Origin of the sequence: Streptomyces sp. NPDC087845, from assembly GCF_044742755.1 — a bacterium.
Classification (GTDB): Bacteria; Actinomycetota; Actinomycetes; order Streptomycetales; family Streptomycetaceae; genus Streptomyces.
Genome location: NZ_JBIUVC010000002.1, coordinates 87204 through 112097, shown reverse-complemented (window position 1 = coordinate 112097; position 24894 = coordinate 87204). Strand labels below are relative to the sequence as shown.

The following is a 24894-nucleotide window of genomic DNA, read 5'->3' as shown; positions in this document are numbered from 1 at the left end:
GTGCGTGAGCTGTACGGGTCAGGGGCCCTGCGTGCCGCTGTTGGTCCGGCCCGAGTGGTCGCCGTTGTTCCCGCCGAGCAGGCCCGACGGAAGGCTCATACCGGGGAACGGGGTGTTGCCACCGGGCTTCCCGCCGGGCTTGCCACCGGGCTTGGAGCCGTTGGTGCCCGGATTGCCCCAGTCCTCGTCGTCGCCCTCGTCCCTCTGCGGATCCGGGATGTCGACGGTGTTGAAGGCGGGGGCGGTCACTCCATTGAGGGCTCCCGTCATCGCGTCACGCCAGATCGGTCCGGGGACCTGTCCGCCGTACACCTTGTCCTGGTACACGCCACCGATGGTGATGCGTTCCATCTCGACGCTCTGGGACGGGCTGCCGACCCAGACCGCGCCGGACATGTTCGGGGTGTAGCCGACGAACCAGGCGTTCTTGCGGGCGTCGGTCGTACCGGTCTTGCCCGCGTTGTCGCGGCTGTCGAGGCCCGCCTCCTGACCGGTACCGGAGTCGACCACGCCGCGCAGCAGGGTGTTGATGGTGTCGGCCGTCGTCTGCGACATCGCCTGCGAGCAGCTGGTCTTCGGTACGGGGAGCGAGGTGCCGTCCGCCGCCTTGACCGACTCGATGGCGATCGGCGTGCAGTACGTACCGCGGTTGGCGAAGGCGGCGTAGGCGCTGGCCATCGTCAGCGGCGACAGACCGTTGGAACCGAGGGTCAGCGTGGACGGATTCTGCGGCAGTTTGGTGCCGTCGCCCTGCACCACGCCCAGCTTGTCGGTCATCTGCGAGACCGGGCACATGCCGATGTCCTGGAGCATCTGCACGAAGTAGGTGTTGACGGACTTCTCCATCGCCTGCTTCAGCGCGTACGGCCCCTTCTCGGACTCGCTCTCGTTCTCCAGGTGATATTTCGGCACGCCGTCGTTGACCCACGGCTTTCCGCAGGACCGCACCGTGTCCGGGTAGTCCATCTCGTACGGGGAGGGGTAGACCTGGGTGGCCGGCTTACCGCCCTCTATGGCCGCCGCGGCGAGGAACGGCTTGAACGTCGAACCGGTCGGGAAGCCGTAGTTCGAGCCGCCCATGCTCTTGTCGACCGAGTAGTTGTACTGGGTCTCGTTGGACCCGAAGCCGTACGGCTTGGACTGGCCCATTCCCATGATCTTGCCGGTGCCCGGCTGGACCAGCGTCACGGCCGTCGCGACCTTGTCCGACTTGTAGACGTGGCTCTTGACCGAGTTCTGCACCGACTGCTGGGACTGCGGGTCGAGCGTCGTCCGGACCGTCAGACCGCCCCGGTTCCAGACCTTGGCCCGGTCCTCCTTGGTCTTGCCGAAGGCCGGGTCGGTGAGGAAGACGTTGCGTACGTAGTCACAGAAGAAGCCCGCGCCGCTGACGGCCGTGATGCAGCCGTTCTTCGGCTTCTTGACCTTCAGCTTGATCGGGTTCGCCTTGGCCTTGTCGGCCTCGGCCTGGGTGATGTCACCGACGTCGGCCATCCGCTGGAGCACGGTGTTGCGGCGCTTGGTCGCCTCCGCCGGGTCGTTGACCGGGTCGTAGCGGCTCGGCGACTGCACGATGCCGGCCAGCAGCGCGGACTCCTCCAGCGTCAGGTCCTTCGCCGACTTGGAGAAGTAGCGCTGGGAGGCGGCCTCGACGCCGTATGCCTGCTGCCCGAAGAAGGTGATGTTCAGGTAATTCGTCAGAATCCTCTTCTTGCCGAGCTTCTCCTCGACCTGGATCGCGTACTTCAGCTCCTGGATCTTGCGGCCCAGGGTCTGCTGTGTGGCCTGCGCGACCTTGTCCGGGTCGTCACCGGCCTCCTCGACGAAGACGTTCTTCACGTACTGCTGCGTGAGCGTCGACGCGCCCTGCGCGGTCCCGCCCGTCTGCACATTGCGGTTCAGTGCGCGCAGGATGCCCTTGAGGTCGACCGCTCCGTGCTTGTAGAAGCGGGCGTCCTCGATCGCCACGATCGCCTTCTGCATGTACGGCGAGATGTCCTTCAGCTTGACCACCGTGCGGTCGCGCGAATACACCGAGGCGATCATTCCGCCCTTGCTGTCCAGGATCGTGGTGCGCTGGCTCAGCGGCGGAGTCTGGAGATTGGCCGGGATCTCGTCGAATCCCTCGACCGTCCCTTTGGTGGCCAGACCCAGTGCTCCGGCGGCCGGCAGCGCGATGCCCGCGAGCACAACTCCGGAAAGTGCGGCGACACCGAGGAACTTGGCGGCCTGCTGGGTCGTCGTGAGACCCCCGCCCGAGCGCTTCTTTGGCATGGGGGCAGCCTACGTTCTCATTCGCCGGACACACGTATATGCCTTGGCCTAAGCTGCTCTCAACTGTCACAGCAGCCCCGTTCCGTATCAACCCCCGTGCATGATCCGGCCACGCGTTCAGGCGCTCCCGAAATCGCCGCCTGTGTCATCGAACGTCCGTTGTGATCCGGGAGAACTGTCCCGATTCTGCGGGGATATTCAGGTATGTCCTCACCTCACTCCCCTGGGTGATCTGCCGCATACGCATAGTCCGTTCGGGCCATTCAAGATTGGGCCCGAAGGGGGTGTTGTGCTGTCGCCGCCTTCCGTAACGTCCTCCACTGGCAGCGGTGAATATGCCGCTGCCGCCGTGGGGGAGCCTCGATTCGGGAGAGGACGGCGCCGTGATGGGCTGGGTAACCGACTGGAGTGCGCAGGCAGCCTGCCGCACTACCGATCCGGATGAACTGTTCGTACAAGGGGCAGCGCAGAACAGAGCCAAGGCGGTGTGCACCGGATGCCCGGTGCGGACCGAGTGCCTGGCCGACGCGCTGGACAACCGCGTCGAATTCGGCGTATGGGGTGGAATGACGGAGCGGGAGCGCCGCGCACTGCTGCGCAGGCGGCCCACCGTCACGTCGTGGCGCCGGCTGCTGGAGACCGCGCGCAGCGAGTACGAGCAGTCCTCGGGCATCCTGCCCGTGGCGATCGGGCTGGACGACGACGAACTGCACGAGAGGTACGCCGCGGTGGGATAGTCAGGACGGGCGGCTACGCAGCTCCGGCCGGGGCGGAACCGGTCGCGAGCCGGTCCCCGATGGCCCGGAGCCCCGCAAGGTCATGTACGTCACCGGGCAGGGCGGCCACTTCGACCACGGCTACTTCGGGATGCAGAGCGGTGAAGCGATCGCGTGTGCGCTCTTCGCGCGCGACCACCTGCATCCGTTCCGCGTGCAGCCGCAACAGCCCTGCGGTCAGCTGCTCGACGGCAGCGGCCTCAGGATCTCTGTCCCGGCCCGTCACCGGCTCTGTTTCCGGCTCTCTCTCCGGTTCTGCCTTCGGTTCTTCTTCCGGATCTGGTTCGCAGTTCTCGGTGACCTCGTGCTCGTGCGGGTACGCGGCCTCGTGATCGGCCTCGTGCCGGGAAGATTCAGGTGCGGTGTACGGGGTGGCAACGGTTTCGGGGGACACGACCGACCAGTCGGCCGGGTCACCAAGTCCAGCCTTCCCGGACGCCTGATCCACAATGCCGACTCCGTCAAGATTTTCTGCGGCTGCCAGAGCGCGTTCGGCGGAGAGCCGGGCGGCGCCGCTGCCGTGGACGCGGTTGAGCACCAGACCGGCCAGCGGCATCTCCTCCGCTGCCAGCCGTTCCACGAAGTACGCCGCCTCGCGCAGCGCGTCCCGCTCCGGTGTCGCCACGACGAGGAACGCCGTGCCGGGCGCCTGCAGCAGCTTGTACGTGGCGTCGGCCCGGGTGCGGAAGCCGCCGAACATGGTGTCCATCGCCGCCACGAAGGTCTGTACGTCACGCAGGAACTGACCGCCGAGCAGCTTGCCGAGCGTGCCGGTCATCATCGACATGCCGACGTTGAGGAACTTCATCCCGGCCCGGCCGCCCATCTTCGCCGGGGCCATCAGCAGCTTGATGAATTTCCCGTCCAGGAACGAACCGAGCCGCTTCGGGGCGTCCAGGAAGTCCAGCGCGGAGCGCGACGGCGGGGTGTCGACGATGATCAGGTCCCACTCGTTGCGCGCGCGCAGCTGGCCGAGCTTCTCCATCGCCATGTACTCCTGCGTGCCCGCGAAACCGGCCGACAGGGACTGGTAGAAGGGGTTCTCCAGGATCGCGCGGGCCCGTTCGCCGTCCGCGTGGGCCTCGACGATCTCGTCGAAGGTCCGCTTCATGTCGAGCATCATCGCGTGGAGTTCCCCGGCGCCCCCGCCCGTGATGCCCGGCACCTGGCGCGGGACGTTGTCGAGCGAGTCGATCCCCATGGACTGGGCGAGCCTGCGGGCCGGGTCGATGGTGAGGACGACGACCTTGCGGCCGCGCTCGGCCGCCCGTACGCCCAGCGCCGCGGCGGTCGTGGTCTTGCCGACCCCGCCCGAACCGCAGCACACGACGATCCGGATGCCGGGGTCGTCGAGCAGTGCGTCGGTGTCCAGCACAGCTGCGGGTGCGGGCGCGGGTGCGCCGGCTGCGGCCGTGCCGGTGGCCCTGTGCGTGTCCGTGGCGATGGCTTCGTCCGTGTCCGCGTCCTGTGTCATGTGCCCACCCCTTGTCCCTCCCCTTCGTCCGCCCCGTCGCCCACGCCCTGCTTGCGGAGTTCGGTCGCCAGGTCGTACAGCCCGGCCGGGTCCATGCCCTCGCCGATCAGCGGGAGTTCGTACCCCGGCAGCTCCAGGCCCGCGAGCAGCGTGCGCTGTTCGCGCTCCAGCTCGACCCGCTGGGCATGCTCGGCGGCCTGCTCGACCAGGGGACGCACGAGCCCCGCCGAGCCGGTCACGCCCGCCCACGTCAGCGCCTTGGCGATCTCCTTGCGGCGGCCGCCCGCGGCGGTGCGCAGCCCTTCCTCGTCCAGCAGATGCGGGCGCACCATGTTCACGATGACCCGGCCGACCGGCAGTTCGGCCGCCCGCAGCTCCTCGATGCCGTCCGCGGTCTCCTGGACCGGCATCTCCTCCAGCAGGGTCACCAGGTGGACCGCGGTCTCGGGGGACTTCAGCACCCGCATCACGGCCTGCGCTTGATGGTGTATCGGGCCGATCCGGGCCAGTCCCGCCACCTCGTCGTTCACATTGAGAAAGCGGGTGATGCGCCCGGTGGGGGGCGCATCCATGATCACGTAGTCGTAGACGTACCGGTTCTGCTTGTCCTTGCGGCGCACGGCTTCGCAGGCCTTGCCGGTCAGCAGCACGTCCCGCACACCGGGCGCGATCGTCGTGGCGAAGTCGATCGCGCCGAGCTTCTTGAGCGCCCGGCCCGCGCTGCCGAGCTTGTAGAACATCTGGAGGTAGTCGAGAAGGGCGCGTTCGGCGTCGATCGCGAGGGCGTACACCTCGCCGCCGCCGGGCGCGACGGCGATCTTGCGCTCCTCGTACGGAAGCGACTCCGTCTCGAAGAGCTGGGCGATGCCCTGCCTGCCCTCGACCTCCACGAGGAGGGTGCGCCTGCCCTCGGTCGCGAGGGCGAGGGCGAGGGCGGCGGCGACCGTGGTCTTACCGGTACCACCCTTGCCGCTGACGACCTGGAACCTGCTCACGTATTCGAGCCTAACCAGTCGGGCCGCGGGCTACGCACGAGGCTGTGCGTGCCAGGCATTACAGTCGGGCCATGACCAAGTGGGAATACGCGACCGTGCCCCTTCTCGTGCACGCGACCAAGCAGATTCTGGACACCTGGGGCGAGGACGGCTGGGAGCTGGTCCAGGTCGTTCCCGGCCCGAACAACCCCGAGCAGCTCGTGGCCTACCTGAAGCGGGAGAAGGCGTAGTGGCGGGCGCCGTCGAGGCGAAGCTCGCCGAGCTCGGGCTGACGCTGCCGGACGTCGTACCGCCGCTGGCCTCGTACCAGCCGGCCGTGCAGTCCGGGGTGTACGTGTACACCTCCGGCCAGCTGCCGATGGTGGACGGCAAGCTCGCGGTCACCGGCAAGGTCGGTGCGGAGGTCACGGCCGACGAGGCCAAGGAACTGGCGAAGACCTGCGCGCTCAACGCGCTGGCCGCCGTGAAGTCCGTCGCGGGCGATCTGGACCGGATCGCACGTGTCGTGAAGGTCGTGGGCTTCGTCGCCTCGGCATCCGACTTCACCGGGCAGCCCGCCGTGATCAACGGCGCCAGTGAGCTGCTGGGCGCGGTTCTCGGCGACAAGGGCGTGCACGCGCGCAGCGCGGTGGGCGTCGCGGTGCTGCCGCTGGACGCGCCGGTGGAGGTCGAGGTCCAGGTCGAGCTGGCCGGGGCCTGAGCAGCAGCTCGTCTGCCGGGGCCGGTGGGGCTTGAGGTGTGAGCCTGCCGGGGCCGGTGCGGGCTTGAGCCGTGCGTCCGTCGTGGTCCGGTGGTGGTCGCTGATGTGGGTCCGTCGTGGCCCGCGGTCCGCCCTCCGCGGTCCGTGGTCCGCCGGGGTGCGGCGCGGAGTCCGAGCCGTACGGCCGTCGCGGTTCGGCCACGGGACAGCCCTTGGGGCGGCGCCGTGCCGGTGCCATCCGCTGTCGATTCTCTGATCCCGCCCGGTCGTGACGACCGGGCGGGATCATGTATGTACGGGGCATGTACGGATCAACGCGCCTCTCGAACATCGGCGCGGTTCCGGATAGCCTCCGGCCATGTCCAATGGTCAGTGGTACCCACCGGAATGGCCCGACCGGATCCGGGCACTCGCCTCAGGTGAGCTGACGGCCGCGCCCCCGAGGCGGGCCGCCACCGTGATGCTGCTCCGGGACCCTGCCACTGGCACCGCGAGCGGCCCCGCCGTCCACATGCTGCGCCGCCGCGCCTCCATGGCCTTCGCAGGCGGCGCGTACGCCTATCCGGGTGGCGGAGTCGACCCGCGCGACGACGATCGGCTCGTCGGCTGGGCCGGACCCGCACTGGAGAGCTGGGCCGCGCGGCTCGGCGTCGATACGCCGGCCGAGGCCCAGGCCATCGTCTGCGCGGCCGTCCGTGAGACGTACGAGGAGGCGGGCGTCCTCCTCGCCGGTCCGACCGCCGATACGGTCGTCAGCGACATCACCGGCGCCGACTGGGAGGCCGATCGCGAGGCACTGGTCGCGCGAGAGCTGTCCTTCGCGGAGTTCCTGGACCGGCGAGGTCTGGTGCTGCGCTCCGACCTGCTGGGCGCCTGGGCGCGCTGGATCACCCCCGAGTTCGAGCCGCGCCGGTACGACACATGGTTCTTCGTCGCCGCGCTCCCCGAGGGCCAGCGCACCCGCAACGCCTCCACGGAGGCCGACCGCACGGTGTGGATCGGGCCCGGCGACGCGGCCGACGGGTACGACCGGGGCGAGCTGCTGATGATGCCGCCGACCGTGTCGACGCTCCGGGCGCTCCGGCCGTACGGGACGGCTGCCGAGGCCCTGAAGGCGGCGGATTCCCAGGACCTCACCCCCGTGCTCGCGCAGGCGCGGCTGGAGGGTGACGAGTTGGTGCTGAGCTGGCCGGGACACGACGAGTTCACCAAGCACATCCCGAGCGGGCCGGCCGGTGCCGGTGGTGCGGGAGGTGAAGAGGTATGAGCGACGCGCACGAGCTGCCCGGGCAGCCGCGCGGCGGGGTCCTGTCCGGGCCCGCCACCATCCGTACCGTCAACGTCCTGGCCCCCAACGCCTCGCCGATGACGCTGGACGGGACCAACACCTGGATCGTCGCCGAGCCCGGCTCCGACCTCGCGGTCGTCATCGACCCGGGGCCGCTGGACGACATACATCTGCGGGGCGTCATCGACACCGCCGAGCGGGCGGGCCGCCGGATCGCGCTCACCCTGCTCACCCACGGGCACCCCGACCACGCGGAGGGCGCGGCACGCTTCGCCGAGCTGACCCGTACGAAGGTGCGTGCCCTGGACCCGGCACTGCGCCTCGGTGACGAGGGCCTGACCTCGGGTGACGTGATCACCACCGGAGGTCTGGAGCTCCGCGTCGTGCCGACCCCGGGGCACACCGCGGACTCGCTGTCCTTCCACCTGCCGGCCGACCGGGCGGTGCTGACGGGGGACACGATTCTCGGACGCGGCACCACGGTCGTCGCGCATCCGGACGGGCGGCTCGGCGATTACCTCGATTCGCTGCGGAGGCTGCGCTCGCTGACCGTCGACGACGGCGTGCACACGGTGCTGCCGGGACACGGCCCGGTGCTGGAGGACGCGCAGGGCGCGGTCGAGTTCTACCTCGCACACCGCGCGCACCGGCTGGCCCAGGTGGAGACGGCGGTCGAGGCGGGGTACCGGACGGCGTCGGAGGTGGTGGCGCAGGTGTACGCGGATGTCGACCGGTCCCTGTGGCCCGCGGCGGAACTCTCGGTGCTGGCGCAGTTGGACTACCTGGGCGAGCACGGGCTGATCTAGGGCAGGGGCGGATACGCGGAAGGCCCCGCCGTGCGGCGGAGCCGCCTGGCAGGGCCTTGCGTACGGAGACGGCGTCCAGCCTTGCCCGGTACCGCCCGGTACCGCCCGGTCGGACCGCCGGACCGCCGGGCCCTCGGGCCTTCTGGCCTTCTGGGGCAGTCGGACGGACGGACGTGGGTCGGTCGGGCGTCGGTCGGCTAGCGGGACCGCTTGGCCAGGCGCTCCACGTCCAGCAGGATCACGGCGCGTGCCTCCAGGCGCAGCCAGCCACGCCCGGCGAAGTCGGCGAGCGCCTTGTTGACCGTCTCGCGGGAGGCGCCGACCAGCTGGGCCAGCTCTTCCTGGGTCAGGTCGTGGACGACATGGATGCCTTCCTCCGACTGGACGCCGAAGCGGCGCGACAGGTCGAGGAGGGCGCGGGCGACACGGCCGGGTACGTCCGAGAAGACCAGGTCGGACATCTGGTCGTTGGTCTTGCGCAGCCGACGGGCGACGGCACGCAGCAGGGCCGTGGCCACCTCGGGGCGGGCGTTCAGCCAGGGCTGGAGGTCGCCGTGGCCGAGGCCGAGGAGCTTGACCTCGGTCAGCGCGGTCGCGGTCGCGGTGCGCGGGCCCGGGTCGAAGAGCGACAGCTCACCGATCAGCTCGCCGGGGCCGAGGACCGCCAGCATGTTCTCGCGCCCGTCGGGCGAGGTGCGGTGGAGTTTCACCTTGCCCTCGGTGACCACATAGAGGCGGTCGCCCGGGTCGCCCTCGTGGAAGAGCGCGTCGCCGCGTGCGAGGGTCACCTCACTCATCGAGGCGCGGAGCTCCGCGGCCTGCTCATCATCGAGCGCCGCGAAAAGCGGGGCGCGCCGCAGAACGTCGTCCACGAGTTCTCTCCTTGTCGGCCTGTTCAGGGAACCGTGGTCCCCATCATGCCGGACGGTAAAACAGTGCGATCAATCACAAACCAGTTTGACGCACGGGCGTGCCGAACCGTGCGGCAGGGGGCCGATCGGGGACGGATACGCGGTGACCGGGGCGAATGTCGGTGCGTGGCTCTAGGCTGGCCGGGTGTCCAAATCGCCGGTGAGAGTGCAGGCCAAGGGGGCTGATGGGGTGTCGGAAGGCCGTGATTCCGCTGTGGGCGAACAGAGGGCGAGTCGCCCGGAAAAAGCGACAAAACGCCCTGTTGTCGAGCAGGTTCCGAGGTCCGGAGTGAGGGCCGCGAGGAAGACGGCAGCCAAGCCCACCGAATCGGGGCCCACATCGGAGTCCACATCCGAGTCCACCGCGGAGTCCACCCCGAAACGCGGGAAGACCGGAGCGGAGCCCGGAAAAGCCGGAGCGAAACCCGCGACGTCCGGCGCGAAGGCCGGGGTGAAGGCTGCGAAGGCCGGGGTGAAGCCTGCGACGTCCGGCGCGAGGGCCGGAGCGAAACCGGAATCTCACCTGGCGATGGTCCGCCGGGCCCGCAGGATCAACCGTGAGCTCGCCGAGCTCTACCCGTATGCCCACCCCGAGCTGGACTTCAGGAACCCCTTCGAGCTTCTCGTAGCCACGGTCCTCTCCGCCCAGACCACCGACCTGAGGGTCAACCAGACCACCCCCGCGCTCTTCGCCGCCTATCCCACGCCCGAGGACATGGCAGCGGCTGTTCCGGAGGAAATGGAAGAGCTCATCCGGCCGACCGGCTTCTTCCGGGCCAAGACCAAGTCGCTGATAGGTCTCTCCGTGGCGATCAGGGACAGATTCGGCGGCGAGGTGCCGGGCCGCCTCGCCGATCTCGTCACCCTGCCGGGGGTCGGCCGCAAGACCGCCAACGTCGTGCTCGGGAATGCCTTCGGCGTACCGGGAATCACGGTCGACACCCACTTCGGACGCCTGGTACGCCGCTGGAAGTGGACGGAGCAGGAGGACCCGGAGAAGGTCGAGGCAGAGGTCGGCGCGATCTTCCCCAAGAGCGAGTGGACGATGCTCTCCCACCGCGTGGTCTTCCACGGGCGCCGCATCTGCCATGCCCGCAAGCCCGCCTGCGGGGCCTGTCCGATCGCCCCGCTCTGCCCCGCGTACGGGGAGGGCGAGACGGACCCGGAGAAGGCCAAGAAGCTGCTGAAGTACGAGATGGGTGGTCAGCCCGGTCAGCGGCTCAGTCCGCCGCCGGACTACCCGGGCAGGCCCGCGCCCGGCCCGGGGGCCGACTGACCTGTGGTCGTCCGCCCCGGAACGAAATGCGTGACGACAGGCGTTGTGAGACGAGGGGTGCCTATGAAGACGCACGAACAGAGCACGCAGAACACGCACGAGCAGAACACGCAGAGCACGCACGAGCGGACTGCGCGCGAGCAGAACGCGCGCGAGCAGGTCACCGAGCGCGGGCAGGTCACCGAGCGCGAGCAGAGTGCTGAAGCGGCGGCCACAGCGGCGACGGCCCGCCCGGCGGCGGTCGACCGCGCGACGATCAGCCCCGCGACGTTCAGTCCCGTAGCCGGCAGTCCCGCAGCCGCCAGTCCTGCGGCGGCGGTCGCGGCCGCGATTGCCGCCACCCCGGCAGGCGCCGGTCGTGACGGCGCCGTCACCGTCACGGCCGAGGGCCTGCCCGACTGGCTCGCCCCCGTCGCCCGCGCCGCGCAGACCATCGAGCCGGACCAGCTCAGCCGCTTCCTGCCGCCCGAGAGCGGCGCCGGGCGGCAGTCCGCCGTACTCGTGCTGTTCGGGGAGGGCGCGCGCGGCCCCGAGCTGCTGCTCATGGAGCGATCCGGAAGCCTGCGCTCCCACGCCGGGCAGCCGTCCTTCCCCGGTGGCGCCCTGGACCCGGAGGACGGCGACCAGGCGACCACGGGGCCGCTCAGGGCCGCGCTGCGGGAGGCCCGGGAGGAGACCGGCCTCGATCCGCGCGGGGTCCAGCTCTTCGCCGTGCTGCCCCGGCTCTACATCCCCGTGAGCGGCTTCGTCGTGACACCGGTCCTCGGCTGGTGGCGGTCGCCGAGTCCGGTCGGCGTCGTCGATCCGGGTGAGACCGCCCGGGTCTTCACCGTCCCCGTGGCGGATCTCACGGATCCGGCGAACCGCGCCACCACCGTCCATCCGAGCGGTCACCGAGGCCCGGCATTTCTGGTCGAATCCGCTCTGGTCTGGGGCTTCACAGCCGGAGTGATCGACCGCATTCTGCACTTCGCGGGCTGGGAGCGCCCGTGGGACACCGCCAAGCAGGTGCCGCTCGACTGGCGCGCATGACAGGCTGACTCCCGTGCTGCGCTGTCCGGCCGTGCCCGGACCCAGCCGAAGGATCGGGCCCGGTGACGAATCTGCGAGGCTATAGACGGTGAACGTGCTGGACATCCTGCTGCTGGCCGGCGCCGTGTGGTTCGCGGTCATCGGCTATCGCCAGGGGTTCGTCGTCGGCATCCTGTCGGTGATCGGGTTCCTGGGCGGCGGTCTCGTCGCCGTTTATCTGCTGCCGGTCCTGTGGGACCAGCTGACGAACGGCTCCGAGGTCTCATCGACGGCAGCCGTTGTCGCCGTCGTCATCGTGATCGTCTGCGCCTCGGTGGGGCAGGCATTCACCACCCACTTGGGAAACAAGCTCCGCAGATACATCACGTGGTCGCCCGCGCGCGCCCTCGACGCCACCGGCGGCGCCCTGGTCAACGTGGTCGCGATGCTGCTGGTCGCCTGGCTGATCGGCTCGGCACTGGCGGGCACCTCACTGCCGACGCTGGGCAAGGAGGTGCGCAGCTCCTCGGTCCTGCTCGGCATCTCCCGGGTGATGCCCGCCCAGGCCTCCACCTGGTTCACGGACTTCTCCTCGGTCCTCGCACAGAACGGCTTCCCGCAGGTCTTCAGCCCCTTCGCCAACGAGCCGATCACCGAGGTCCAGGCCCCCGATCCGGCGCTGGTCGGCAGCCCCGTCGCGGCCCGCGCCAAGGAGTCCATCGTCAAGGTCGTCGGTACGGCCCCGAGCTGCGGCAAGGTCCTCGAAGGCACCGGCTTCGTCTTCTCCGACCGCCGGGTGATGACCAACGCCCATGTCGTCGGCGGCGTCGACGAGCCGACCGTCCAGATCGGCGGTCAGGGACGGCTGTACGACGCGAAGGTCGTCCTCTACGACTGGCGGCGCGACATCGCCGTACTTGACGTACCGGACCTCGACGCGAAGCCGCTGAAGTTCGCCGACACCGATCACGACGCCCGGACCGGCAACAGCGCCATCGTCGCGGGCTTCCCGGAGAACGGCTCGTACGACGTACGAGCCGCGCGCGTCCGGGGCCGTATCGACGCCAGTGGCCCGGACATCTACCGCCGGGGAACCGTCCGCCGCGATGTGTACTCGCTCTTCGCGACCGTCCGTCAGGGCAACTCGGGCGGACCGTTGCTGACCCCCGACGGCAAGGTGTACGGGGTCGTCTTCGCGAAGTCGCTCGACGACCCGAACACCGGTTACGCGCTGACGGCCGACGAGATCCGCCAGGACATCGCGCACGGCCTCTCGGCCGGCCAGCAGGTCGACAGCCAGTCGTGCGCGCTCTAGCGCCGTGACCGCGAGGGTTCGCCGGGTTCCCGGTGGATTCGAGGGGGCCGCACCGGCCAGGCCGGAGATCACGTCGTGCGGCTCCCCGACGTGTTGAGCACGACACGTACACTCCCTGAGTCATGAAGGTGCTGATCTCTGTTGACATGGAGGGCATCTCGGGGGTTGTACATCCCACCGAGACGAACCCGGATCGCTACGACTACGAGCGCGGCCGGGCGTTGATGACGGCCGAGGCGAATGCCGTGATCGCCGGCGTTCTGGAGGCCGAACCCACTGCTGTGGTTCTGGTCGCCGACGCGCACGGTCCTTTCCGCAACTTGCTGCCGGAGGAACTTGACCGCCGGGCACACCTGGTACGCGGCAAGCCGCGCCCGCTGGGCATGCTCGGCGGGCTCGACGAACACACCGACGCAGTCATGCTGATCGGCTACCACGCCCGAGCCGGTGGCGGCCCGGCCGTGCTGGCGCACACCATGAGCGACGACATCCTGGACGTGCGCGTGGCCGGGCGTTCCCTGGGCGAGATCGGTCTCAATGCCGCCATGGCCGGGCATCTGGGCGTGCCGGTCGTGCTGTTCAGCGGCGACGACACCGCCTGCGCCGAACTGAATGATCTGGTTCCCTCCGCGGCCACCGTCGCGGTCAAGCAAGCCCTCGGCCAGGCTGCCGCTGTCACCCTGCACCCCGAAGAAGCCAGGGAGCGTCTGCGCCGGGCTGCGGCCGAAGCCATGTTGCGGCGTGCACTGGTTTCGCCGCTGACCATCGAGGGACCGCTCGATGTGGAGGTCGACCTCCACAGCCCGACCACGGTTGACCTGGCGACACTCGTGCCGGGTGTCTCACGTGCCGAGGGCGGCCGTACGGTCACGTTCACCGCCGCCGACTTCGCCGAGGCATACCGACTGGTCCTGCTGCTCGTCCAGCTCGCCACCATCAAACCCGGCTAGCGCTGCGCACCCCCGGCTGGCACTGCGCACCCCGGTCGGGACTGCGCAGGCACGTGTGGTCGCCCCAGGCCACTGGGTGTGCCTGGGGGTTCCCATGCGCGCCGGGTGTGCGCTCCACGCGTACTGACCGGTGGCAGCCGGGAGCCGGCTGTGGAAGTCCCGCCCGGCCGGTGAACGCTCACCGGTCGGCCGGGACGGACCTCATCCGCGTGGATGGCGCAGTCGCGCCGAGACCCAGCGGGCCCTACGGCGCAGAATGCGCGGAATACCGAGCTGGGGATCATGCAGAACATGCATATCGTGCACCCGGCCCTGGGGGCCGCCCCCCTCATGAGTGCTCGGACCTGCCGTGGCGGTCGAGCGACGGTTGCGTGCTGCGTCACCGAAGTCGTGCGTCCAGCCCATACCCCGACGTCTGCCCGTGCCTCATGGTCGGTAACCGCCCATCCGTCAGCCAATTGGCTTATGCGCCGGGCAATTGGCTGTTCGTCGGACAACTGTGCCGTGCGGCTACCGGTCGGGCTCGGGATCCTTGAGCCAGTTGATGAGTTCGGCCGAGAAGCCGGCCGGATCCTCCTCGTGGGGGAAGTGTCCCAGACCGTCGAAAAGTCGCCAACGGTACGGCGCCTCGACGTACTCGCCGGACCCCGCCGCGCTGCGCGTACGGATCGCCGGATCGAGTGAACCGTGCAGGTGCAGTGTGGGTACCCGTACCGGCCGTTTCATCCGCCGGTTGAACTGGATTCCGTCCGGACGGGCCAGAGAACGGACCATCCAGCGGTACGGCTCGATCGAGCAGTGCGCCGTCGACGGGATGCACATGGCGCGCCGGTAGACGTCGACCGCCGTGTCGTCGGGGAACTCCGGGGCCCGGGGCCCCGCCCAGTCGCGGATCAGCCGGCCCACCAACGCCGCGTCGTCGGCGACGAGCTGACGCTCCGGCACCCACGGGCGCTGGAAACCCCAGACGTACGAGCCCGCCCGGGACTGCGCGAAGTCGGAGAGCATCGAGGAACGCCAGCGGCGTGGATGCGGCATCGAGGAGACCACGAGGCGGCGCACCAGCTTCGGGCGCATCACCGCGGCCGTCCAGGCGAGATAGCCGCCCATGTCATGTCCGACCAGGGCCGCGTCCGGTTCGCCGAGCGAGCGGATGACGCCGGTGACGTCGAGCGCCAGATTTGCGGGGTCGTAACCCCGGGGCGTGCGGTCGCTGCCGCCGACCCCCCGCAGATCCATCGCCACGGCGCGGAAACCGGCGTCGGCGAGTGCGGTGAGCTGATGGCGCCAGGTCCACCAGAACTGCGGGAAGCCGTGCAGCAGCAGTACCAGCGGCCCATCGCCGAGTTCGGCGATGTGGAAGCGGGCACCGTTGGCCGCCACGTCCCGGTGGGTCCACGGCCCGTCGAGCCGCACCGGTCCTCCGACACCGGTCACGCCTGCCGGGCCGGTCGTGCCTGCTGGGCCGGTCGTGCCCGCCGGACCGGTCGTGCCTGCTGGGCCGGGTGAACCGTGGGACTCGGGAGCACTGGAGCCGTCCGGGCCTTCCTGGCTTACCCGACCCGTCTGACCTACCTGACCCGTCCGACTTACTTGGCTTGCCTGATCTTCCGGGCCAACTGGGCTTTCCGGGCCTTCTGGGCCGGATGTGCTGGAATCGGGGACCGTCATGTGGACGAGCGTGCCACAGCGGACGCCTTGTCCTGGACCGGAGACTTCTCCAGAGCCTTGTGCGTCAGTGTGCTGCCCGTGACCTCCGGACGGCTTTCCCCTGCCGGGACGGCGGGCCGCGGGTGCGGCTTGACGCCCTGCAGCACAGCCGCCGTCTGCTTGGCCGAAGCGATGGACTTCTCCGGCGGCTTCACCTTCTTGAACTTGGCGACGGCGAACAGCGCGAGCAACGCCCCCAGCACGATGAAGGCGAGGCCCACGATCCCGAAGCACCAGGCCAGGCCCAGCCCCGAGGTGTGGATCCAGTAGGCGGCCCCGAAGCTCAGCACCGGGATCGCGAACAGAAACAGCACGCCCGCGATGATGAACGCCACGCTTCCGGTGACGCCACGCTTGACGTCCTGGCGCACTTCGGCCTTGGCCAGGGCGATCTCGTCGTGCACCAGTGCGGACATCTCGGCCGTCGCCGCGGCGACCAGCTGTCCGAGACTGCGGTCGGCGCTGCCCGCGTTGTTGCCGGGGTCGCTCATCCCTGACTCCCTCTCCTGCTCTCCTGCTCAATACATCTGGTGTCAGATCATGCCGGACTGTCCGGCTTGCTGCTCGCTGCCCCCGCCAGTTGGGCAAGGCGGCGGTGTTCGGCTGCCTTCTTCTCGTATATCGAGGCCATCCGCAGGTGATACTCCGGATCGTCCTGCTCGTAGACGTCGGGCACGCCGTCCTCGTCCGCGTCGAGCTCCTCGGCCTCGTGCAGCGCCCGGTAGGTGCGCACCCGGAGTTTGAGCAACACCCCGGAGAGTGCGGCGGCCGTCAGGGAACCGATCAGTACGGCCGCCTTGACCTCGTTGACCATGTCCTCGTCGCCGGCGAAGGCCAGTTCGCCGATGAGCAGCGAGACGGTGAAGCCGATCCCGGCAAGAGAGGCGACCGCGAAGACATCCGCCCAGGCCAGATCCTTGTTCAGCTCCGCCTTGGTGAAGCGGGTGGCCAGCCACGTACCGCCGAAGATGCCCATCGCCTTGCCGACGACGAGCCCCAGGACCACACCGAGCGTCTCGGGCCGGGTGAAGACGTCCGCCAGCGCGCCGCCGGAGAGGGAGACCCCGGCCGAGAAGAGCGCGAACAGCGGTACGGCGACACCGGCCGACAGCGGGCGGACCAGGTGCTCGATGTGCTCGCCGGGGGAGTGGGTCTCGCCGTCCCGCGTCGTGCAGCGGAGCATCAGGCCCATGGCGACACCGGCGATGGTGGCGTGAATGCCGCTGTTGTACATCAGGCCCCAGATGACCAGGGCGAGCGGTAGGTAGATGTACCAGCCCCGCACATTCCTGCGCAGCAGCAGGTAGAAGATGCCGAGGCCGATGAAAGCGCCGATCAGCGCCATGAAGTCGATCTTCTCGGTGAAGAAGACCGCGATGATCAAAATCGCGAAGAGGTCGTCGACGACGGCGAGGGTCAGCAGGAAGGCGCGCAGCGCGTTCGGCAGCGAGGTCCCGATGACCGCGAGAACGGCGAGGGCGAAGGCGATGTCGGTGGCGGTGGGGACGGCCCAGCCGTCCGTGGACCCTCCGCCGGTCACGGCCACGAGTGTGTAGACGACGGCCGGAACCGCCATTCCGCACAGCGCGGCGACGACGGGGAGGGCGGCCGCCTTGGGGTCCCGCAGTTCGCCCGCGACCAGTTCCCGCTTGAGCTCGACGCCCGCGACGAAGAAGAAGACCGCGAGCAGCCCGTCCGCCGCCCAGTGCTCCACGGAGAGGTTGAGGCCCAGCGACGCGGGACCGAAGTGGAAGTCGCTGACAGCCGCGTAACCGGAACCGAACGTGTTCGCCCACACCAGGGCCGCTATCGCGGAGACCAGCAGGATGACGCCGCCGACCGTTTCGGTGCGTAGCGCGTCCGCGAGGTAGTTCCGCTCGGGGAGGGACAGGCGCCCGAGAAAGGTGCGGCGGGGAGAAGGGGGTGCGGGGGTGGGCGCGGCCACGAGTGAAGACCTCCGGGTCGGTACGGCAGCGATGGCATGGCTGATGCACTTGCCGACCAGACTTCCCGGCACACCCTGTGGAGATTTCTTATTGGTTTGTTGACGCGGCTGCCACTGTACCCGGGACGCGCGGGGCTGTATTCGGTGATCTTCACCATAAACGGCCGAGGGACACCCGGCGCGTTGCCGGATGCCCCTCGGGGACGTGCGCGCTGCGGACAGCCCTGCTGTGGTCGGTCCTGCCGCGGTCAGTCCTCGGAGGAGGAGGACGGCAGCTGGGTCTGGATGAGGTCCATCACCGAGGAGTCGGTGAGGGTCGTGACATCGCCCAGCTCGCGGTTCTCGGCGACATCACGCAGCAGACGCCGCATGATCTTGCCGGAGCGGGTTTTCGGCAGCTCGGCGACCGGCAGGATCCGCCTCGGCTTGGCGATCGGGCCGAGCGTGGTGCCGACGTGGTTGCGCAGCTCCGCGACGAGCTCGTCGGAGGCCTCGGCCGTACCGCGCAGTATCACGAACGCGACGATGGCCTGGCCGGTCGTCTCGTCGGCGGCACCGACCACGGCGGCCTCGGCGACCGACGGGTGCGACACGAGCGCCGACTCGACCTCGGTGGTCGAGATGTTGTGCCCGGACACGAGCATCACGTCGTCGACCCGGCCGAGCAGCCAGATGTCGCCGTCCTCGTCCTTCTTGGCACCGTCGCCCGCGAAGTACTTGCCCTCGAAGCGCGACCAGTAGGTGTCGATGAAGCGCTGGTCGTCGCCCCAGATGGTGCGGAGCATCGACGGCCACGGCTCCGTGAGGACGAGGTAGCCGCCCCCGCCGTTCGGAACCTCGTTGGCCTCGTCGTCCACGACTGTGGCGCAGATGCCGGGCAGGGCGCGCTGGGCGCTGCCGGGCTTGGTCTCCGTCACCCCCGGCAGCGGCGCGATCATCATCGCGCCGGTCTCGGTCTGCCACCAGGTGTCCACGATCGGGCACTTGTCGGCGCCGATGTGCTTGCGGTACCACATCCACGCCTCGGGGTTGATCGGCTCACCGACCGAACCGAGGACCCGAAGGCTGCTCAGGTCGAACTTGGCGGGGATGTCGTCACCCCACTTCATGAACGTGCGGATCGCGGTCGGCGCGGTGTAGAGGATCGTGACGCCGTACTTCTGCACGATCTCCCAGAAGCGGCCCTGGTGCGGGGAGTCGGGCGTGCCCTCGTACATGACCTGCGTCGCGCCGTTGGCCAGCGGGCCGTAGACGATGTATGAGTGGCCGGTCACCCAGCCGATGTCGGCGGTGCACCAGAAGACGTCGGTCTCCGGCTTGAGGTCGAAGACCGCGTTGTGGGTGTACGCGGCCTGCGTGAGGTAGCCGCCGGAGGTGTGCAGGATGCCCTTCGGCTTACCCGTGGTGCCGGAGGTGTAGAGGATGAAGAGCGGCTGCTCCGCCTCGAACGCCTCGGGGGTGTGCTCGGCGGACTGACGGCCGGTGATCTCGTGCCACCAGACGTCGCGCCCCTCGGTCCATGCGGTGTCCTGGCCGGTGCGCCGCACCACGAGGACGTGCTCGACACTGTCGATACGGGAGACGGCGTCGTCCACGGCGGGCTTGAGCGCGGACGGCTTGCCCCGGCGGTAGCCGCCGTCGGCGGTGATGACGACCTTGGCGTCCGCGTCCTGGATACGGGCCGCGATGGCGTCGGCGGAGAAGCCGCCGAAGACCACCGAGTGCGCGGCGCCGATGCGGGCGCAGGCCAGCATCGCGATGGCGGCCTCGGGGATCATCGGCAGGTAGACGGCGACCCGGTCGCCCTTGCCGACACCGAGCTCGGTGAGCGCGTTCGCGGCGCGGGAGACCTCGTCCTTGAGATCGGCGTAGGTGATCGCGCGGCTGTCGCCGGGCTCGCCCTCGAAGTGGATGGCGACCCGGTCGCCATGGCCGGCCTCGACATGGCGGTCCACGCAGTTGTACGCGACGTTGAGCTTGCCGTCCGCGAACCACTTCGCGAAGGGCGGGTTGCTCCAGTCGAGCGTCTCGGTCGGCTCCGTGGCCCAGGTCAGGCGACGGGCCTGCTCGGCCCAGAAGCCCAGCCGGTCCGCCTCGGCCTGCTCGTACGCCTCCGCCTTGACGTTGGCGTTCGCGGCCAGATCGGCAGGCGGTGCGAACCGCCGCTCCTCACGAAGCAGATTGGCCAAGCTTTCGTTGCTCACGACATCTCCCATTCCGGGTGTCCGTTGTGTCCCGCGCATAGCTCATCAGGCCAGAGGCCGGGTGACAAGTGCCTGCCCGGAATTGGTTTAGACCTGTGTCTCGGGTATGGAGACACGGTCCCACCTCCACGTTGCGGTCGCTGCGCTGCGACGCGACGCGGTGCCGGTCGACGCGGAGCAGAGCGACACGGTGCGTCGCACAGCGGCACGGCGCGATGCGGAGGCGGGACCACAAGGTCTCACGGACCGGGGGCGCATGTGGTTCAGACCCCAGTACGCCCCCACTCGCCCGAACCGTAGGGGCCGCCCAGGCCGGAGGGCTCGCCCGAACCGGAGAGGCCGCCCGAACCGGAGGGCTCGCCCGGGGCGGTGGTACTTCCCGGGGTGCCGGCATCGCCGGGGGGGCGGGCGGACGCCAGGGCATGGGCGGGGGTGCCGGCCGGGGTGGGGGTGGGGGTGCCGGCCGGGGCTGGGGCGTCGCCCGGGTCCACGCGGTCGAAGACCTCGTCGAGCGCGAGTCCGGCGCTTGCGCCCTCGGTCAGCAGATATGCCTGGGCCTCGCCCACGTGGAAGTACATTCCGTGCAGGTGGAGCGTGCCCTCGGCGAGCCGCTGCGCCACCGCTTCATGGGCCCGCAGATGGTCCAACTGCTGGACCACATTGGTGAGGCAGAGCTGCTCCACCGCATCGGTCGGCAGCCGGCCGGAGATCCGGGCCCAGGGGTGATGCCGGGACGCCATTCGCTCCAGGCTCGGCAGCCCGTGTCTCAGCCAGCGCCACAGGGACGTCTGCGGAGCGCCTGTGTTCGGCTCGGCATCGAGCAGCGCCTGCATCGCGCCGCAGCCGGAGTGCCCGCAGACGGTGATGGACTCCACCTTCAGCACATCCACCGCGTACTCGATCGCGGCGCCCACCGAGTCGTCACCCGACTCGGTGTCCGGCGGGGGCACCAGATTGCCGATGTTCCGCACGGTGAACAGGTCACCGGGGCCGCTCGCCGTGATCATGCTGGTGACCAGGCGGGAGTCGGCGCAGGTGATGAAGAGCTGGGAGGGGCGCTGACCCTCGCGGGCCAGTCGGGCCAGCTCCTCGCGCACCAGTGGAGCGGTGTTGCGCTGGAACGAACTCAGGCCACTGGCCAGGCGGTTGCCGCCGGACCGGCGCCGGGTTGCGGCGGGCGGGCCGATCGGGTCGGGGGCGTTGTGGGCTCCGGGGCCGGGGCCGGGGGCTGGGGCGGGGCCCACGCCGGGGACGGAGTCGGAACCGTGGGCGTTCTCGGCACAGGGGGTTGGGCTCGATGCGTCGTCCGGTGTGGCGTCCGTGCCGGGGCGGGGTCCGCCGAAGGGGGCGCCGGGATCGTGGTGGGTCTCGGGTGTCTGCTCCGGCTGGTCATGGCAGTGGTGGTTTCGCCACGGTGTCCAGGGACGGCAACAAGAGTGTGCCGACGAGGCGGGTTCGGAGATCCGCCCGCCCGATCTGCCGGTGAAGACGACCCGGCCGCCGTGGGCCGTCTGTGCAAGGCTCCAGTCCTGGATCGTCTCGTACGCCGCATGATCCATGAAGAAGCCGTCCAGCTCGACGACGACATCGGCGCCCTGCGGCAACTGGCCGAGCGTCCGACTGAGCCGAGGCACCGCGAGGAACGTCAACTGTCCTCGCACGGTGACCAGACGCTGTCCACCCTGATCGGTCACCGTGATCCTGGTCCGGGCCAGTCGATGCAGGGCGACGGCCACCGCCACCGCGATGCCGATCGCCACACCCTTGAGCACACCGAAGAGGACCACGCCGGTGATCGTCGCCCCATACACCAGGAATTCTCGGTGCTTGTGGACATTGCGGATGTGGGCGAAGCTCACCATCTGGATGCCGACCATCATGACCAGCGCGGCGAGCGCGGCCAGCGGGATCCACTCCAGCACGCTGACCAGCAGCCCGGCGGCCAGAACCATCCAGACGCCGTGCAGCACGGTGGAGGCGCGGCTCGTTGCTCCCGCCCGTACATTTGCCGAGCTCCGCACCGCACCGCCGGACACCGCCAGCCCGCCCACCAGCCCGGACAGGGCGTTGGCGATGCCCTGGGCACGCAGCTCACGGTCGAGATCGGAACGTCTGGCGGACGGGGGAGACGGGGGCGGTGGGGCAGCCACGGCGCCAGAGGCGGGCGCGGCGGGTGTGTTGGGTGTGGCGGGCAGGTTCGGTGGGTCTGACGGGGATGCCGGCGGCAGGGCCGACGGCGATGCTGAACCCGAACCCGACGTTGGTGCCGGTGCCGGTGCCGGTGCCGGTGCAGACATGGACATGGGCATGGACACGGGCGTGAACGTGGACATCGGCGTGGACGTGGATGCGGATGTGGAAGGCAAGCCGACCCGTGACCGGGTGGCGGTTCGTTCGCCGGCACGGTCGGCCGACAGCTTGTCCACGGCCACCGCGGCGAGCAGCGACTCCAGACTGGCCACCAGCATCACCGTGAACACGGCGGTGGCCAGGGCGAGTACGGGGCCGTGCGGCATCTCCGGCAGTGCGTGCGAGCGCCAGGACGGCAGATCGACCCGGGCGATCCCGGGCGCGGCGGTCGCGGCCATGGCCGTCGCTGTCACCACTGCGGCGAGGGCGGCCGGAACCCGCCGTACCACCCGGCCGATCCGACCGGGAATTCGTGGCCAGAGGACCAGGACGGCGATGGTCAGTACGCCGATCAGCGGGGCGGCCGGGCTCACTCGCTCCAACTGGTCGGGAAGAGCAAGAGTGTTGGCTACCGCTGAGCTCTGGGGCGAGCCGCCGAGCACGATGTGCAGTTGGGCGAGTGCGATGGCCACGCCGATTCCGGCGAGGGTGCCGTGCACGATGGCGGGGCTGACGGCGAGGGCGCTGCGCGCCGCCCGCAGTGAGCCCAGCAGGATTTGCAGCAGCCCGGCGCCGATGGTGATGGCACAGGTGGTACGCCAGCCGTAGACCTGGATCAACTCGGCTGTGACCACGGTCAGTCCAGCGGACGGGCCGCTGACCTGGAGGGGTGTGCCGCCGAGCAGTCCGGCGACGATGCCGCCGACAGCGGCGGAGACGAGGCCGGCCTCCAACGGGGCGTCCATGGCGACGGCCAGGCCGAGCGACATGGGGACGGCCAGTAGGAAGACCGTGATCGATGCGGACAGGTCGGCGCCCGCGATGCGGAATCGTCCGCTGCGCGGCGGCGGACTGTGTGGTCGCTTGATCCCCGAGGCGCGGGGTGGGTGTGAACTGCGGGATGGGTGGTCGTGATGAGTAGGTGCACAGGCAGGCATTTTCCCGACTCCTCCGGGGCAGCGCGGTCGCGGAACGTGGGGGACGCGGCCGTGGGTCACGGCGTGCAGCGGCGGGATTTCTCAACTCTCAGTAAACAGATCGTAATGGAGAGTAAAGATTTGTGTCCAGGCTTGAGGTCAAATAGCCCAGTCAATCACCCATTCAAGTGAATAGACAGCTTTTCAGGCGGCCTGTCGCGCTGATTCCGGCAGCGCTGCATGCGACCTTGGCCGCGCCGTGTCGGCACCTCGACGCGAAGTTACCTGCAAGGAAGAGGGTGGGTGGATGCTGGCTGCCACGATGAGGGCGACGACGAGGGGCGCCGCGACGGGGGCCGCTGTCGGACGGATCGCCCTGGGCGTCGTGGTCGTTGTGCTGACCGCCGCGTTGGCCGGCTGCTCCTCCGGTCCGGAACCAAGGGCCGGAGCTGCCGGACCCGGCGCCGCGAAGCGGGACGCCGGGGCGGAGAGGCGCGCCCATCGGGCCGCGCCCAAGAACGTGTTCCGGCTCATCGGTGATGGCTCCACTGCCTTCACCGGCAGCCAGCCGAAGCAGCCTGTGGCGCAGCGTCTGACGCCTGGCCAGAAGCCCCCACAGTTCGTGGTGTTCTCGTGGGACGGCGCCGGGGAGGACGGTCAGCGGCTGTTCTCGCACTTCCGTGAGGTGGGCAGGAAGTACCACGCGAACATGACGTACTTCCTCAGCGGCGTGTACATGCTGCCGGAAGCCAAACGGGAGCTCTACGACCCACCGAAGCACAACGCCGGCAGCTCCGACATCGGCTTCAACGACACCGAGGGAATTCGGAACACCATCGCCCAGGTGCGCGGCGCATGGGAGGACGGGGACGAGATCGGCACCCACTTCAACGGCCACTTCTGCGGACCTGAGGGCGGCGTCGGCACCTGGACCGTCGACCAGTGGAAGAGCGAGATCGGCCAGGCCAAGTCCTTTGTGAAGAGCTGGAAGACCAACGACCCCGGCCTCAAGGACGAGAAGCCGCTTCCCTTCGACTACGACACGGAGCTCGTCGGCGGCCGTACCCCTTGTCTGGAGGGGCGGAAGAACATGGTGGCCGCAGCACGGACGATGGGCTTCCGCTACGACTCCAGCGGAGTCGACAACCAGGTCTGGCCGAAGAAGAAGGACGGCATCTGGGACCTTTCGATGCAACTCGTTCCGGTGCCCGGGCGAGACTTCGAGACTCTCTCGATGGACTACAACTTCATGTTCAACCAGTCCGGTACGACACAGGGCGACCCGGACCGACACGAGTACTGGGGCAATCAGATGCGCGACGGCCTGATCCAGGCCTTCGACCGCGCATACGGCGGAAACCGTGCCCCGCTGATCATCGGGAACCACTTCGAGTCCTGGAACGGCGGCACGTACATGCGCGCCGTCGAGCAGACCATCGCGACGGTCTGCACCAAAAAGGGCGTCCGGTGCGTGTCCTTCCGGCAACTGGCCGACTGGCTCGATGCGCAGGACCCCGCAACGCTGGCGAAGCTCGGCACGCTCGACGTCGGCCAGGCCCCGGCGAAGGGCTGGCCGGAGTTCCTCGGCGAAGCCGGGGGCGGTCGGGCGGAAACGGGAGGCGAAGGGGAAACGGGAGGCGAAGGGGAAACGGAAGCGGATCGGACATCGGGGACCGGCTGGGCTCACGCCGGGGTCTACGCAGATCGGGCCGGTCGTCGGCCCGAAAGCGGCGCTCGGTGAGGGGTGCCTGATGAGCGTGCCCGATGGCCGCGCCCCGGCGGCTGTGCGCGGCCGCCGGCTGCGTGGCCGCCGCGCTGCGCGTCTTTCGGCTGCGGATCGGTCGTGCCGCCGCGAGGTGACGCTTGAGGCGCCCCGGCGCCCCGGCGGAATGAGTGCATCCTCCAGCTGGGGCGCCGACCGATCAGGCGGGTCGAGTCGACTGATCAGGTGGGCTCAGCCGGCTGACAAGACAGGCTGAGCGGCTGACCAGGC

The 24894-nt window shown here is 69.6% G+C and carries 20 protein-coding genes; 10 read left to right on the top strand and 10 right to left on the bottom strand.

The features are described 5' to 3' along the window. Nucleotides 1-18: 18 nt before the first annotated feature. On the bottom strand, nt 19-2274 hold the full coding sequence (locus ACIOMQ_RS06015) for a transglycosylase domain-containing protein (RefSeq protein ID WP_402188061.1): 2256 nt from the start codon (nt 2272-2274) through the stop codon (nt 19-21). A 386-nt stretch (nt 2275-2660) separates the two neighbouring features. On the opposite strand from ACIOMQ_RS06015, the gene ACIOMQ_RS06010 reads away from it, so the two are divergent. Next, the gene (locus tag ACIOMQ_RS06010; RefSeq protein WP_362193326.1) at nt 2661-3011 is read left to right on the top strand and encodes a WhiB family transcriptional regulator; all 351 of its coding nucleotides are present in this window, start codon (nt 2661-2663) and stop codon (nt 3009-3011) included. A gap of 13 nt (nt 3012-3024) precedes the next feature. Here the strand turns inward: ACIOMQ_RS06010 and ACIOMQ_RS06005 are convergent, their stop codons facing one another. Together ACIOMQ_RS06005 and ACIOMQ_RS06000 are read right to left on the bottom strand one after the other, a co-directional pair. Continuing rightward, nucleotides 3025-4524: an ArsA family ATPase gene (locus ACIOMQ_RS06005; protein WP_362193329.1), complete on the bottom strand. Its 1500-nt coding sequence runs from the start codon at nt 4522-4524 to the stop codon at nt 3025-3027. Then, nucleotides 4521-5519, bottom strand: coding sequence for an ArsA-related P-loop ATPase (locus tag ACIOMQ_RS06000; protein WP_362193332.1), 999 nt, complete (start codon nt 5517-5519; stop codon nt 4521-4523). Before ACIOMQ_RS06000 ends, ACIOMQ_RS06005 begins: the two co-directional genes overlap by 4 nt. 71 nt (nt 5520-5590) lie before the next feature. On the opposite strand from ACIOMQ_RS06000, the gene ACIOMQ_RS05995 reads away from it, so the two are divergent. The 4 genes from ACIOMQ_RS05995 to ACIOMQ_RS05980 all read left to right on the top strand — a co-directional run bounded on the left by ACIOMQ_RS05995 (nt 5591) and on the right by ACIOMQ_RS05980 (nt 8313). Further along, a complete protein-coding gene (locus ACIOMQ_RS05995; protein ID WP_003967454.1) occupies nt 5591-5749 on the top strand; it encodes a DUF4177 domain-containing protein in 159 nt (52 codons plus the stop codon). Beyond that, nucleotides 5749-6219: a RidA family protein gene (locus ACIOMQ_RS05990; protein ID WP_362193335.1), complete on the top strand. Its 471-nt coding sequence runs from the start codon at nt 5749-5751 to the stop codon at nt 6217-6219. Before ACIOMQ_RS05995 ends, ACIOMQ_RS05990 begins: the two co-directional genes overlap by 1 nt. A gap of 358 nt (nt 6220-6577) precedes the next feature. After that, nucleotides 6578-7486: an NUDIX hydrolase gene (locus ACIOMQ_RS05985; RefSeq protein ID WP_402188058.1), complete on the top strand. Its 909-nt coding sequence runs from the start codon at nt 6578-6580 to the stop codon at nt 7484-7486. Further along, nucleotides 7483-8313: an MBL fold metallo-hydrolase gene (locus ACIOMQ_RS05980; RefSeq protein ID WP_362193341.1), complete on the top strand. Its 831-nt coding sequence runs from the start codon at nt 7483-7485 to the stop codon at nt 8311-8313. Before ACIOMQ_RS05985 ends, ACIOMQ_RS05980 begins: the two co-directional genes overlap by 4 nt. Before the next feature lie 197 nt (nt 8314-8510). On the opposite strand, the gene ACIOMQ_RS05975 is transcribed toward ACIOMQ_RS05980, so the two are convergent. Continuing rightward, nucleotides 8511-9185: a Crp/Fnr family transcriptional regulator gene (locus ACIOMQ_RS05975; RefSeq protein WP_014046869.1), complete on the bottom strand. Its 675-nt coding sequence runs from the start codon at nt 9183-9185 to the stop codon at nt 8511-8513. A gap of 490 nt (nt 9186-9675) precedes the next feature. Between ACIOMQ_RS05975 and nth the strand changes: the two genes are divergently transcribed. From nth to ACIOMQ_RS05955, 4 genes are all read left to right on the top strand, one after another. Continuing rightward, the gene (gene nth / locus ACIOMQ_RS05970) at nt 9676-10500 is read left to right on the top strand and encodes an endonuclease III (RefSeq protein WP_402127966.1); all 825 of its coding nucleotides are present in this window, start codon (nt 9676-9678) and stop codon (nt 10498-10500) included. Nucleotides 10501-10830: 330 nt separating this feature from the next. Then, nucleotides 10831-11532 (top strand): CoA pyrophosphatase, encoded by a 702-nt coding sequence (locus ACIOMQ_RS05965; protein WP_362193752.1) that lies wholly within the window; start codon nt 10831-10833, stop codon nt 11530-11532. A gap of 88 nt (nt 11533-11620) precedes the next feature. Continuing rightward, nucleotides 11621-12826 carry a MarP family serine protease gene (locus tag ACIOMQ_RS05960; protein WP_362193347.1) on the top strand — a complete coding sequence of 402 codons (1206 nt, stop codon included), beginning with the start codon at nt 11621-11623 and terminating at the stop codon, nt 12824-12826. A gap of 122 nt (nt 12827-12948) precedes the next feature. Then, nucleotides 12949-13776, top strand: a complete 828-nt coding sequence (locus ACIOMQ_RS05955) for a M55 family metallopeptidase (RefSeq protein ID WP_362193350.1) — start codon at nt 12949-12951, stop codon at nt 13774-13776. Between the two features lie 201 nt (nt 13777-13977). Here the strand turns inward: ACIOMQ_RS05955 and ACIOMQ_RS05950 are convergent, their stop codons facing one another. From ACIOMQ_RS05950 to ACIOMQ_RS05925, 6 genes are all read right to left on the bottom strand, one after another. Further along, entirely contained in the window at nt 13978-14181 is a 204-nt protein-coding gene (locus ACIOMQ_RS05950) for a hypothetical protein (RefSeq protein WP_362193353.1), read from the bottom strand. A 105-nt stretch (nt 14182-14286) separates the two neighbouring features. Beyond that, nucleotides 14287-15447: an alpha/beta fold hydrolase gene (locus tag ACIOMQ_RS05945; RefSeq protein ID WP_402188056.1), complete on the bottom strand. Its 1161-nt coding sequence runs from the start codon at nt 15445-15447 to the stop codon at nt 14287-14289. Continuing rightward, on the bottom strand, nt 15444-15977 hold the full coding sequence (locus ACIOMQ_RS05940) for a phage holin family protein (protein ID WP_401262432.1): 534 nt from the start codon (nt 15975-15977) through the stop codon (nt 15444-15446). Before ACIOMQ_RS05940 ends, ACIOMQ_RS05945 begins: the two co-directional genes overlap by 4 nt. Before the next feature lie 47 nt (nt 15978-16024). Continuing rightward, nucleotides 16025-17431, bottom strand: a complete 1407-nt coding sequence (gene nhaA, locus ACIOMQ_RS05935; protein WP_362193362.1) for a Na+/H+ antiporter NhaA — start codon at nt 17429-17431, stop codon at nt 16025-16027. Between the two features lie 248 nt (nt 17432-17679). Continuing rightward, the gene (gene acs, locus ACIOMQ_RS05930) at nt 17680-19635 is read right to left on the bottom strand and encodes an acetate--CoA ligase (RefSeq protein ID WP_401942431.1); all 1956 of its coding nucleotides are present in this window, start codon (nt 19633-19635) and stop codon (nt 17680-17682) included. 263 nt (nt 19636-19898) lie between these two features. Beyond that, the gene (locus ACIOMQ_RS05925) at nt 19899-22922 is read right to left on the bottom strand and encodes a SulP family inorganic anion transporter (RefSeq protein WP_402188054.1); all 3024 of its coding nucleotides are present in this window, start codon (nt 22920-22922) and stop codon (nt 19899-19901) included. A gap of 286 nt (nt 22923-23208) precedes the next feature. On the opposite strand from ACIOMQ_RS05925, the gene ACIOMQ_RS05920 reads away from it, so the two are divergent. Then, on the top strand, nt 23209-24642 hold the full coding sequence (locus ACIOMQ_RS05920) for a hypothetical protein (RefSeq protein ID WP_402188052.1): 1434 nt from the start codon (nt 23209-23211) through the stop codon (nt 24640-24642). Nucleotides 24643-24894: the final 252 nt, after the last annotated feature.